Origin of the sequence: Novosphingobium fuchskuhlense, assembly GCF_001519075.1 — a bacterium.
GTDB classification, from domain to species: Bacteria; Pseudomonadota; Alphaproteobacteria; order Sphingomonadales; family Sphingomonadaceae; genus Novosphingobium; species Novosphingobium fuchskuhlense.
The window spans coordinates 398106-410204 of the sequence record NZ_KQ954244.1 but is presented as its reverse complement, the minus strand read 5'-3'; the positions used below and the strand labels follow the sequence as shown (position 1 = coordinate 410204).

The window sequence follows — 12099 nt, the reverse complement described above, 5'->3', positions numbered from 1 at the left end:
GGTATGGTGCAATCCGGCAGCCCCACTCGCGTGGCAGGGCCGCTGCGCCCGGGCGTTCTAGAGCGGCCCAATGTCCATGGCAAATCTCAAACCGCAGGCGGAACCGTTATCCCGCGACTGTTATAGCATATAAAGAAAGCCTTATATGCCTTGCATCATATAAAGAATGCTTTATATGATGTTTCCGATGTCTATTCTTGAAGCCCTTCGCGCCCTGGCCGACCCTACCCGGCTGAGAATCATGCGCCTGCTTGCCAGCATGGAACTTGCTGTCGGCGAACTGGCGCAAGTCCTTGGCCAGAGCCAGCCACGCGTCTCCCGTCACATCAAGATCCTCTGCGATGCCGGCCTTGCCGAGCGGCGGCGCGAAGGCGGCTGGGTGTTCCTGCGCGCCGCTGTCAGCGATGCCGGTGCGCCGGACAATCTCGGCACCGCGCTGGCGCGCGTCCTCGTCAATGCCGAAGCCGCCGATACCGCGTTCGGGGCCCAGTGCGCCGAGGATCGCCAGCATCTCGGCGTGATCCGCTCCGCGCGCGAGGCGAGCGCTGCGGACTATTTTTCCCGCCACGCAGCCGAATGGGACGAACTGCGTAGCCTTCATATTGCCGACGGCCCGGTCGAAGCCGCTCTCGGCGAGATGCTGTCCGGCCAGATCGGGCGCCTGCTTGATGTCGGCACCGGCACCGGCCGCATCGCCGAATTGTTCGCCGCACGCGCCACCCGGATCACTGCACTCGACAAGAGCCCGGAAATGCTGCGTCTTGCCCGCACCCGCCTGCAGCACCTGCCCGCCGGCCACGTCACGCTGGTTCAGGGCGATTTCGCGCAGTTGCCGCTCGCCGATGCCAGTTTCGATACCGTCCTGTTCCATCAGGTCCTCCACTATGCCTTCGCGCCGCAAGCCGTGCTGGCCGAGGCCGCACGCGTTACCGCGCCGGGCGGGCGCATCGTGATCGTCGATTTTGCCCCGCACGAGCGCGAGGAACTGCGCACCGCACATGCCCACGCACGCCTCGGTTTCTCCGACGCCCAGATCGCGGGCCTGCTCACGGCCGCCGGGTTCGATCCCGCCGGGGATCGCGCGCTTCCGGGGCATGAACTCATCGTCAAGATCTGGACCGGAGTCCGCCGTACCGCGCTGGCCGACTTTCCAAGACTGGTAACCGCATGACCACCACCTTCGATCAATTGCGCGAGGCGCGCACCGCGCTCGATACCCCGCTGTTTGCCGGACTGCCGGGGGATATCCGGGTCAGCTTCGAATTCTTCCCCCCGCGTACCGACCCGCTGATGGAGCAGCTGTGGGATGTCGTCACCACGCTGGCTCCGCTGCGCCCCAGCTTCGTTTCCGTGACCTACGGTGCTGGCGGCTCGACCCGCGACCGCACCCACGGCACGGTCGCCCGGATCATCCGGGAAGCGCGCCTTCCCGCTGCCGCGCACCTCACGTGCGTCGAGGCGAGCAAGGCCGAAATCCGCGAGGTGGCGGAAAGCTACTGGGAAGCGGGCGTGCGCCACATCGTCGCGCTGCGCGGCGATATGGGCGCCCCCGGCGTGCCGTTCACGCCGCATCCCGATGGCTATGCCAGCGCCGCCGATCTTGTCGCGGGCCTCAAGGCGATCGCGCCGTTCGAGATCTCGGTTTCGGCCTATCCCGAAACCCACCCCGATGCCGCGAGCCCCGAGGCCGATATCGACAACCTCAAGCGCAAGCTCGATGCCGGGGCCACCCGGGCGATCAGCCAGTTCTTCTTCGAACCGGAAACCTTCTTCCGCTTCCGCGACAAGCTCGCTGCTGCCGGGATCACCGCGCCGGTCCTTCCGGGCATCCTCCCCGTCTCGAATGTCGCGCAGACGCGCAAGTTCGCCGCCGCCTGCGGGGCGCATATCCCGGCGTGGATGGACGGCCTGTTCGAAGGGCTCGACCACCATCCCGCCTCGCGCCAACTCGTCGCCGCCACGGTCTGCGCCGAGTTCTGCCGCCGCCTCTACGCGGGCGGCGTGCGCGATTTCCACTTCTACACCCTCAACCGGGCCGAGTTGTCCTACGCGATCTGCCACCTGCTTGGCCTGCGCCCCGAACGCCCATTGATGGAACAAGCCGCATGACATTGGTTCCCTCCGCAGCCCGCGCCGCGCTCCTCGCGCAGGCAAAGGACCGCATCCTCATCACCGACGGCGCGTTCGGTACCGAGATCCAGAACTGGAAGCTGACCGAGCCCGACTATGCCGGCACACTCGGCCTTTCGCGCGACCAGAAGGGCAACAACGATATCCTCGCGCTGACGGCACCGCATGTGCCTGAATCGATCCACCGCGCCTATTTCGCGGCAGGCGCGGATATCGCCGAGACCAACACCTTCTCCGCCAACCGCATCAGCCAGGCTGACTACGCCGCCGAAAATCTGGTGCGCGCAATCAACCTCGAAAGCGCGAAACTGGCTCGCCGCGTGGCGGATGAGTTCCAGTCCGATGACGGACGCCCGCGCTTCGTGGCTGGTGCGATCGGGCCGACCAACAAGACCCTCTCGCTTTCCCCCGACGTCAACGATCCCGGCTTCCGCGAGATCGACTGGGATTTCCTCGTGGAAGTCTACCGCGAGCAAGCCGAAGCCCTCGTCGAAGGCGGCGCGGACTTCATCCTCGTCGAGACCGTGTTCGATACGCTCAACGCCAAGGCCGCGATCATGGCCGTCCGCGTGCTCGAACAGCAGCTCGGCCGCGAAGTGCCGATCATGCTCTCGATGACGCTCACCGATCTTTCGGGCCGCAATCTCTCGGGCCACACGGTCGAAGCCTTCTGGTACGCCGTCCGCCATGCGCGCCCGGTCACCATCGGGCTCAACTGTTCCTTCGGCGCGGCGCAGCTGCGCCCGCATGTTCGCGCGCTCTCGCAGATCGCCGATACCCTGATCATGGTCTACCCGAACGCAGGCCTGCCCAACGAACTCGGCCAGTATGACGAGCTGCCCGCCACCACCGCCGGCCTCGTCCACGAATGGGCCGAGCACGGGCAGGTCAACGTGCTGGGCGGTTGCTGCGGCTCCACGCCGGAGCATATTGCCGCCATCGCGCGCTCTGTGCAGGGCCTGCCTCCGCGCGTGCTGCCGCAGCACCAGACCGCCACCGCGCTGGCCGGTCTCGAACCCTTCGTGATGGCATAACCAGTCCCCCTCCCGCTCGCGGGAGGGGCTAGGGGTGGGCCGACCCAAGCACCGCCCCTTCGAAACAAACCCACCCCCGACCCCTCCCGCATGCGGGAGGGGGGAGCAGCTCATGACCACCGATACCGAAACCCGCCCCACCGGTTCTTCCTTCGTCAATGTTGGCGAGCGCACCAACGTCACCGGCTCCGCCGCGTTCAAGAAGCTGATCCTTGCGGGCGACTACACCAAGGCGGTCGAAGTGGCGCGCCAGCAGGTCGAGAACGGCGCGCAGATCATCGACGTCAACATGGACGAGGGCCTGCTCGATGCGGTCCACGCCATGACGACCTTCCTCAAGCTGATTGCCGCCGAGCCCGATATCGCGCGCGTGCCGGTGATGATCGACAGCTCGAAGTGGGAGGTGATCGAGGCCGGGCTCAAGTGTGTTTCGGGCAAGCCCATCGTCAATTCGATCTCGATGAAGGAGGGCGAGGAAGCCTTCCTCGCCGCCGCGCGCAAGTGCATGGATTATGGCGCTGCCGTCGTCGTCATGGCCTTCGACGAGAAGGGCCAGGCCGATACCAAGGCCCGCAAGGTCGAAATCTGCGCCCGCGCCTATGACCTGCTGCTGGGCATCGGTTTCCCCGCCGAAGACATCATCTTCGATCCCAACGTGTTCGCTGTCGCTACCGGCATCGAGGAGCACGATCGCTATGCGCTCGATTTCATCGAGGCCGCGCGCAAAATCCGCGCCCGCTGCCCGCACGTCCATATCTCGGGTGGCCTCTCGAACCTATCTTTCAGCTTCCGCGGTAACGAGACTGTCCGCCGCGCGATGCACTCGGTGTTCCTCTACCACGCGATCCCCGCCGGCATGGATATGGCCATCGTCAACGCCGGCCAGCTCGATATCTACGACCAGATCGATCCCGTGCTGCGCGAGGCCTGCGAGGATGTGCTCCTCATGCGCCATCCTGATGCGACCGAGCGGCTGATCAACCTTGCGGCGAGCTACAAGGGCAAGGACGCCGTCGCCGAAAAGGCCGCCGAGGAATGGCGCGGCTGGGATGTTGTCCGCCGCCTCGAACATGCCCTCGTCAAGGGCATCGACATGTACGTCGTCGAGGATACCGAGGAAGCCCGCGCCGCAATCTTCGCGCGCGGCGGCCGCCCGATCGAAGTGATCGAGGGCCCGCTGATGCAGGGCATGAACACCGTCGGCGACCTGTTCGGCTCGGGCAAGATGTTCCTGCCGCAAGTCGTGAAATCCGCGCGCGTCATGAAGAAGGCCGTCGCCCACCTCATCCCCTATATCGAGGCGGAGAAGGAGGAAGGCGCGCGTCCCAAGGGCCGGATCATCATGGCCACAGTCAAGGGCGACGTCCACGATATCGGCAAGAACATCGTCGGCGTCGTGCTCCAGTGCAACGGCTATGAAGTGATCGACCTCGGCGTCATGGTGCCGTGGTCGAAGATCCTCGAAGTCGCCAAGGCCGAGGATGTCGACATGATCGGCCTTTCCGGCCTCATCACCCCCTCGCTCGACGAGATGGTGACCGTGGCGGAGGAAATGCAGCGCGCAGGTTTCACCATTCCGCTGCTCATCGGCGGCGCGACCACCAGCAAGGTGCACACTGCGCTGCGCATCGACCCGGCCTATGATGGACCCGTCGTCCACGTGCTCGATGCCAGCCGCGCGGTCGGTGTCGCCAGCCAGCTTCTTTCAGACACCCAGCGTGACGGCTTTGTCGAGGCGACGGCAGGCGAATACCAGCACGTGCGCGATCTGCGCGCCGGCAAGGAGGCCTCGGTCCTCCTCAGCCTCGCCGATGCCCGCGCCAATGCCTATGCGCCCGATCTTTCGGAAAAGGCCCCGCCGCCCGAACAGCCTGGCCTCCACGTCTTCCCCGAATGGGATCTCGCGGACCTTGCAGAATGCATCGACTGGACGCCGTTCTTCCGCGCCTGGGAGCTTGCGGGCAACTACCCCGCCATCCTCGATGACGAGATCGTCGGCGAAAGTGCCCGCTCGCTTTATGCCGACGCGCGCAAGATGCTTGATCAGGTGATCGCCGAAAAGTGGTTCACCGCAAAGGGCGTCGCGGGCTTCTGGCCCTGCCACCGCGAGGAAGACGATGTCGTCCTCTATCTCGCCGAGGAAGAGCGCCACGTGCGCCTCCCCTTCCTGCGCCAGCAGATCCGCAAGAGCCGCGACCGCGCGAACATGTGCCTGGCCGATTTCATCGATCCGCAAGGCGATTGGCTCGGCGGCTTCGCGGTCGGCATCCATGGGATCGAGCCGCACCTCGCGCGCTTCCAGGCCGCGCATGACGACTACAACGACATCCTCCTGAAGGCGCTCGCCGACCGCTTCGCCGAAGCCTTTGCCGAACGTCTGCACCAGCACGTGCGCACCACGCTCTGGGCCTATGCCCCTGGCGAGCAGCTCACCAACGAGGCGCTGATCAGGGAGCAATACCGCGGCATCCGCCCCGCGCCCGGCTATCCCGCCTGTCCGGACCACACCCTGAAGCCAATCCTGTTCGATCTCCTGAATGCCACCGAAAACACGGGCATCACGCTGACCGAATCGCAGGCCATGCTCCCCACCGCTGCCGTTTCGGGCTTCTATTTCGCGCACCCCGAAAGCGAATACTTCGGCGTTGCCCGCATCGGCCGCGATCAGGTGGAGGACTACGCCGTCCGCCGCGGCTTCGATCTCGCGACCACGGAACGCTGGCTGCGCCCCAATCTGGATTGAGCGAAGGGGCTATTCGCACCCTACCCCCTTTCGTCATTGCGAGCGTAGCGAAGCAATCCAGAGCGTCATGCCGGCCCGCTCTCTGGATTGCTTCGCAGCGCTCGCAATGACGATGCTGTGGAGTGCGAGAACATGGGCAGTGGCCCTTCCCCGCCGAAGGCACTAATCCTGCTCCTATGCCCACGATGAGCACCTCCGAAATCTTCCTGATCGCGCTGACGATCATTCTCGCCGTGCCCTATGCCTTCTGGCGACTGCTGCGGACCGACCATTATGCGCCGCTTGTCGTGGTGCAGATCGTCGGCGGCATCATCCTTGGCCCTGGCGTGCTCGGCGCGGCCTTTCCGGGCTACTATGCGTTCGTGTTCAACCCGCAGGTGATCGGTGCGCTCAACGGCGTCGCGTGGTGGGCGGTGATGATGTTCGTCTTCACCGCCGGGCTCGAACTCGATCTCGGCGATGCGCTCGATAACTGGAGCGAAACGGCCATCACGGCGGGCTGCGCGCTGCTCTTTCCGCTGCTTCTGGGCGCGGGTGCGGCGGCGCTTTTGCTGCAGCAGCCGGGCTGGATCGGGGCCAAGGGTAATTATGGCCAGGCGGTACTCGGCATCGGCATGGCCTGCGCCGTCACTGCGCTCCCTATCCTTGTGCTGTTGATGGAGAAACTCGAAATCTTCCGCACGCCGTTTGGCCAGCGTCTGCTGCGCTACGCCAGCCTTGACGACGTGCTGATCTGGGGTGTCCTCGCGCTCATCCTGCTCGATTGGGAGCGGGTTGGGCGGCAGGGACTGTTCCTCGCCATCTTCGCCGTCGCGGCCTGGGCGGTGCGGCGACTGGTATCGCGGATCGAAGAGAATGATCGCTGGTACGTCAGCCTGATCTGGCTCTCCGCCTGCGGTTTCGCGGCGGATTGGTCGGGCCTCCACTTCATGGTCGGTGCCTTCCTTGCCGGCGCGGTGCTCGATGCGAAGTGGTACAGCCGCGAGCGGCTGGACGGCTTCCGCAGCTTCCTTCTGCTTGCGGTCATGCCGGTGTTCTTCCTTTCGACCGGCCTGCGCACCAACTGGGGCGTCGGCGGTGCAGCGGTGTTCGGCGCGGCGGCGCTGTTCCTCGTCGCGGCGGTGGCCGGCAAGATGGCCGGTGTCCATCTCGCAGGCCGCTTGCTCGGCTGGCCGAAGGGAGAGGCCGCCGTGATCGGCTGGATGCTCCAGACCAAGGCGCTGATCATGATCATCTTCGTCAACGTCCTGCTCGACAAGCAGATCATCACCGCCGAAACCTTCACCGCGATGCTGCTGATGGCGGTCGCGAGCACGATGCTCACCGTGCCAAATGTCCGCCCGCGCCTTGCAAGGCTGGGCCTGGGGTGAGGCCGGTACTCCGCCTTCTCGCCGCACTGCTGCTGCCGGCTGCAGAGGCTCACGCGCAGACGCCGGTCATATTTCCCGTCACCGTCGCGGTCACCTTCGACCGGAAGGATATCCACCCCGTCCTTGTAGAAGGGACGGCAGATCTGAGGTCCGGCCGCCCCGTTGCAGCAAGCGATCCGGTGCGCATCGCCTCGATCTCCAAGCTCGTCACCGCGCTCGGCGTGATGCGGCTGGTCGATGCCGGCACGCTCGATCTTGATCGCGACGTGTCGGATTATCTCGGCTGGCCGCTGCGCCACCCGCAGTTTCCGGAGCGGCCGATCACGCTGCGCCTGCTCCTCTCCCACCGCACCGGCCTGACCGACGGGGCGGACTACATCATCCCGCTTGGCGAAACCTTGCGCCAGCGCCTTGCCGACCCCCGCGCGTGGGATCCGGCGCATGGACCCGGTGGCCAAAGGACTGAGGACTGGTTCCACTACACCAATCTCAATTTCCCCGTCGTCGCCTCGGTGATGGAAGCCGCCACGGGCGAGCGCTTCGACCGCCTGATGCAGCGCCTCGTGCTGCAGCCGCTTGGGCTCAAGGCCTGCTACAACTGGTCCGGCTGCGATGCGGATGCGGCTGACCATGTCGTCGTGCTCTACCGCGCCGACGGCAGCATCGCCCGTGACGATCTGGACGGCAGACTGCCGGAATGCCCGGTCGTCGTCCTGCCCGGCCGCCCATGCGATCTCGCCGCCTATATCCCTGGCTGGAATGGCGCGCTGTTCTCCCCGCAAGGCGGCCTGCGCATTTCCATGATGGACCTTGCCCGCATCGGCCAGATGCTGGCGCGCGGGGGCGAGGGCTTCCTGTCGCCCGCCAGCTTCGCCGCGCTGGTTACCCCCGAATGGCGCTTTGGCGGGCGCAACGGCGTCGGCGAGAATGGTGAGCCCGACGGCTTTTTCTGCACATACGCGCTTGCCCTCCAGCACACCGCCACCCAAGGCGAGGGCTGCCACGATGATCCCTTCGGCGATGGCATTTCCCGCCTCGGCCACCCCGGCGAGGCCTATGGTCTGCGCTCGGGTCTGTGGTTCGATCCCGGAACGGGGCGTGGCATCGCCTTCTTCACCACCGCCGTCCCCGATGACGCGGCCAAGGGCAGAAGCGCCTTCACCGCGGCGGAAGAGGCGGTCATCGCGCGGGCGCACCGTCCTTAGGAGCAGGCCTTGGCAGGGCCCGGCCATGCCCCTAGTCTCGCGGCATAAGCGGGACATGGGGTCAGCCGGTGAGATCATTTGAAATCGGAAGTACGTTTGCGCGGACGGCTGGTCTTGTGGCGCGGACCTGGCGCAGCGCCGGGATCTTCCTGCTGCTTGTCCAGATGGTGAATTATGCTGCCAGCTTTGCGCTCATTGCCACGCTCGGCGTTTCGGCCACCTTCAGCCACAACATCGCCGGCAGCATATCGCTGATCTCTGGCGTGGTCTTCGGGTTCCTTGCGCTTTACCTGCTCACGATGGCTGCCGGCATGGCCGGTGTCACCGGTGCCCTGCTCAAGGCCGATCGCGGTGAGGATGTCACCGTCGGCGACAGCGTCACCGCTGCCGCGCAGATGACCTTGCCGGTGCTCGGCCTCACCATACTGTGGTTCATAGGGGTCTATCTGGGCTTCATCCTGCTTATCGTGCCCGGTTGCATGCTGCTGGCCGCGTGGAGCGTATCGGTGCCCGCGCTGGTGGCCGAGGAAGCCGGTGTCTTCGGCGCGTTCGCCCGCAGCCGCACGCTGACCAAGGGCTTTCGCTTCAAGATCTTCCTTGCCCTGCTGTTGGCGATTGTCGCGATGTACCTCGGGTTTGCGGCCCTGGCCTTCCTGTGGGCCGATGCCTTGAGCAATGCCGGCTTCTACGGGGCCATCGCGCTTCTCGTCGGCATTGTGGCCGCGACAATCCTGACCCTGCTCACCATCCAGGCGCTGCTCGTCGCGATCTACGGCGAACTCATCGATCTCAAGGGCGACCGGGTCATGGATGTGTTCAATTGACCGGGGATAAACCGGCGCGGAGGCAATAGGGCTTTTCCTAAGGCGGCGCGATCTGCCATGGCGGGGGCGTGATCATGCCAATCCCCGAAACCCTCGAGGACGCCCGCGCAACCCTGTCCCGGGTGTTCGGTTTTGCGAGCTTCCGCGGTGTGCAGGAACAGGTCGTCAGCCGCGTCCTAGCGGGCCGGTCGACCCTTGCGGTCATGCCGACAGGCGCCGGCAAATCGCTCACCTACCAGCTCCCGGCCGCGATGCTCCCGGGCACCTGCGTGGTCATTTCCCCGCTCATCGCGCTCATGCACGATCAGCTGCGCGCGGCGAACGCCAATGGTCTCGCCGCCGCTGCGCTCACCAGCGTCGACATGGACCGCGAGCTTACCATCGAGCGCTTCCGCAGCGGCCAGCTTGATCTGCTCTACGTCGCCCCCGAACGTGCCAGCCAGCCCCATTTCCGCGAGCTGCTCACCCGTTCGCCGCCCGCGCTCTTCGCCATCGACGAAGCGCACTGCGTCTCCGAATGGGGCCACGATTTCCGCCCGGACTACCGCCTACTGCGCCCGCTGCTCGATGCCTTTCCCGAGGTGCCGCGCCTCGCGCTTACCGCCACGGCAGACCGGCATACCCGCGCCGATATCCTGGCCCAGCTCGGCATTCGTGAAGACGGCCTCGTCATCGCCGGGTTCGATCGGCCCAACATCCGCTACCGCATCACCCCGCGCGACAATGCGCTGCGCCAGCTCAGGGCTCTGCTGGGTGAGCAGCCCGGCCCCGGCATCGTCTATGCGCCCACCCGCAACGGGGTCGAGAAGCTGGCGGCTCAGCTGGCGGAAACGGGTCGCCGCGTCCTGGCCTACCACGCCGGCCTCCCCGCCGAACTGCGCACTGCCAACCAGGCTGCCTTTGTCGCCTCGGAAGACATGGTCATGGTCGCCACCGTTGCCTTCGGCATGGGGATCGACAAGCCCGACGTGCGCTTCGTGGCCCACGCCGGCCTGCCCAAGTCGATCGAGGGCTACTATCAAGAAACCGGCCGCGCCGGCCGCGACGGTGATGACGCGGTCGCGCTTATGCTCTGGGGTGCGGACGATTTCGCGCGCGCGCGGATGCGTATCGGCGAAGTGGAGGAGCACCGCCAGCCCAGCGAACGCGCCCGCCTCGATGCCTTGGCGAATCTCGTCGAAACGCCGACTTGCCGCCGCGCTGTCCTCCTCCGCCACTTCGGGGAGCATCCGCCCGAGACCTGCGGCAATTGCGACAATTGCCTTCACGCCCCGGGCGTGACGGATGCGACCCAACTCGCCCGCAAGCTGCTCTCCGCGGTCTACCGCACCGGCCAGATGTTCGGCCTTGGCTATCTCGAAAAGGTCCTCACCGGCGCGGCCGACGAACGCGTCACCGATCGCGGCCACGATCAGCTTTCCGTCTTCGGCATCGTCCCGGGAGAGGAAGCCGCACTGCTGCGCCCTGTCGCGCGCGCGCTGCAGGCCCGCGGCACGCTTGTCACCAACGAACACGGCGGCTTCATGCTTGGCGGTGATGCCCGCGCCCTGCTCAAGGGAGAGGGCCGCCTCGATCTCGTCGTCGCACCCAAGGCCGAACGCACCTCCCGCCGCCGCCGCGCCGCGGAAGGTGAGCCCAACCCCATCGGCGATCCCTTGTTCGAGGCCCTGCGCGCGCTGCGCCGCGAACTCGCGCAGGAGGCCGGGGTGCCGCCCTACGTCATCTTCCATGATTCCGTTCTGCGAGACATGGCCGCGAGCAGACCAGGTTCGTTGCAGGAACTCGGTGCCATCGGCGGCGTTGGCGCGCGCAAGCTCGAGGCCTACGGAGATCGGTTCCTCGAGGTTGTCCGGGCGTTCTGAGCTGCTTCACCTGGCTCGCGATGACGGGTGGAGGGCGTCAGAACGGAATCTTCGCCCCGTCCCACGCAAACAGCCCGCCGCTGTCCGCCGGGCTCAGCGTGTCCAGCACCCCCAGCAGTGCCGCTGCCGAAAACGCCGGCGTGAACAGCTTCTCCGCTGCCACTCCGCGCTGGAACGGGGCGGAAAGCGCCGTGTCCACCGTTCCCGGATGGAGCGTCACCGCGATGGCCTGCGGGTGCGTGCGGGCCAGCTCCAGCGCAAGGTTCCTGACCAGCATGTTGAGGGCGGCCTTGCTCGCACGGTAGGCGTGCCAGCCGCCAAGCCGGTTGTCGGAAATGGAGCCGACCCGCGCGGAAAGTGCGGCAAAAACCGCCCGTCCGTCGCGCCGCAGCAGCGGCAGTGTGTGCCTGGCGATCAGGGCAGGGCCGATCGTGTTGATGGCAAACAGCTCCGCCATCCCATCCGCGCTGAGCGCGCGCCAGGATTTTTCCGGCCCCGTCCCGTCCGCACGGGTGAGGCGGCCAGTAGCGATCAGCACGATGTCGAGCGGCCCGCCAATGGCGGCACAGGCGCAAGCCATTGTGGCCTCGTCCTGCAAGTCGAATGTGAAAGGCCGCAGCTTTCCGCCGCTCGGTCCATCGCCGCGCCGCGATCCGGCGTGGACTTCGGCCACGTCGTCGCGGGCCGCCAGCGCTGCGGCGAGCGCGCCGCCCACGCCGCCGGATGCACCGAATACGGCGCAGCGCAGGGCGGGGAAAGTCGAACTCATGGCTACGGCTTGGCCTTTCGTGCCGCCGGTGTCGAGCAGACCCTAAAGGCAGGCCATCAAGGCAGGCCCTTCAGGCAAGGGGCGGATCCATGCTGTATTATCTCACCAATACAGCTTGCGAACCGGCTCTCGGCACGCCACATTGCGATATCAGGCGCCCGC

9 protein-coding genes are annotated in these 12099 nt (G+C 66.2%); 8 read left to right on the top strand and 1 reads right to left on the bottom strand.

The genetic code is table 11. The features are described from left to right. The first annotated feature begins 187 nt into the window (after window positions 1-187). The 8 genes from AQZ52_RS01850 to recQ all read left to right on the top strand — a co-directional run bounded on the left by AQZ52_RS01850 (window position 188) and on the right by recQ (window position 11168). Window positions 188-1171 (top strand): ArsR/SmtB family transcription factor, encoded by a 984-nt coding sequence (locus AQZ52_RS01850; protein ID WP_420806438.1) that lies wholly within the window; start codon window positions 188-190, stop codon window positions 1169-1171. After that, window positions 1168-2109 (top strand): methylenetetrahydrofolate reductase [NAD(P)H], encoded by a 942-nt coding sequence (gene metF / locus AQZ52_RS01845; RefSeq protein WP_067906248.1) that lies wholly within the window; start codon window positions 1168-1170, stop codon window positions 2107-2109. The genes AQZ52_RS01850 and metF overlap by 4 nt, the downstream gene beginning before the upstream one ends. Beyond that, complete coding sequence (locus AQZ52_RS01840; protein WP_067906247.1) at window positions 2106-3164, top strand: homocysteine S-methyltransferase family protein; 1059 nt, start codon at window positions 2106-2108, stop codon at window positions 3162-3164. Before metF ends, AQZ52_RS01840 begins: the two co-directional genes overlap by 4 nt. A 112-nt stretch (window positions 3165-3276) precedes the next feature. After that, window positions 3277-5907: a methionine synthase gene (gene metH / locus AQZ52_RS01835; RefSeq protein ID WP_067906246.1), complete on the top strand. Its 2631-nt coding sequence runs from the start codon at window positions 3277-3279 to the stop codon at window positions 5905-5907. A 185-nt stretch (window positions 5908-6092) separates the two neighbouring features. Next, the gene (locus AQZ52_RS01830) at window positions 6093-7277 is read left to right on the top strand and encodes a cation:proton antiporter (RefSeq protein ID WP_067909201.1); all 1185 of its coding nucleotides are present in this window, start codon (window positions 6093-6095) and stop codon (window positions 7275-7277) included. Further along, the gene (locus AQZ52_RS01825) at window positions 7274-8482 is read left to right on the top strand and encodes a serine hydrolase domain-containing protein (protein ID WP_067906245.1); all 1209 of its coding nucleotides are present in this window, start codon (window positions 7274-7276) and stop codon (window positions 8480-8482) included. The genes AQZ52_RS01830 and AQZ52_RS01825 overlap by 4 nt, the downstream gene beginning before the upstream one ends. Window positions 8483-8550: 68 nt before the next feature. Continuing rightward, on the top strand, window positions 8551-9306 hold the full coding sequence (locus tag AQZ52_RS01820; RefSeq protein WP_156424745.1) for a hypothetical protein: 756 nt from the start codon (window positions 8551-8553) through the stop codon (window positions 9304-9306). Between the two features lie 74 nt (window positions 9307-9380). Next, window positions 9381-11168 (top strand): DNA helicase RecQ, encoded by a 1788-nt coding sequence (gene recQ / locus AQZ52_RS01815; RefSeq protein ID WP_067906243.1) that lies wholly within the window; start codon window positions 9381-9383, stop codon window positions 11166-11168. Window positions 11169-11205: 37 nt separating this feature from the next. Here recQ and AQZ52_RS01810 read toward each other — a convergent pair whose 3' ends face one another. Beyond that, complete coding sequence (locus AQZ52_RS01810; RefSeq protein WP_205626403.1) at window positions 11206-11937, bottom strand: SDR family NAD(P)-dependent oxidoreductase; 732 nt, start codon at window positions 11935-11937, stop codon at window positions 11206-11208. Window positions 11938-12099 lie beyond the last annotated feature (162 nt).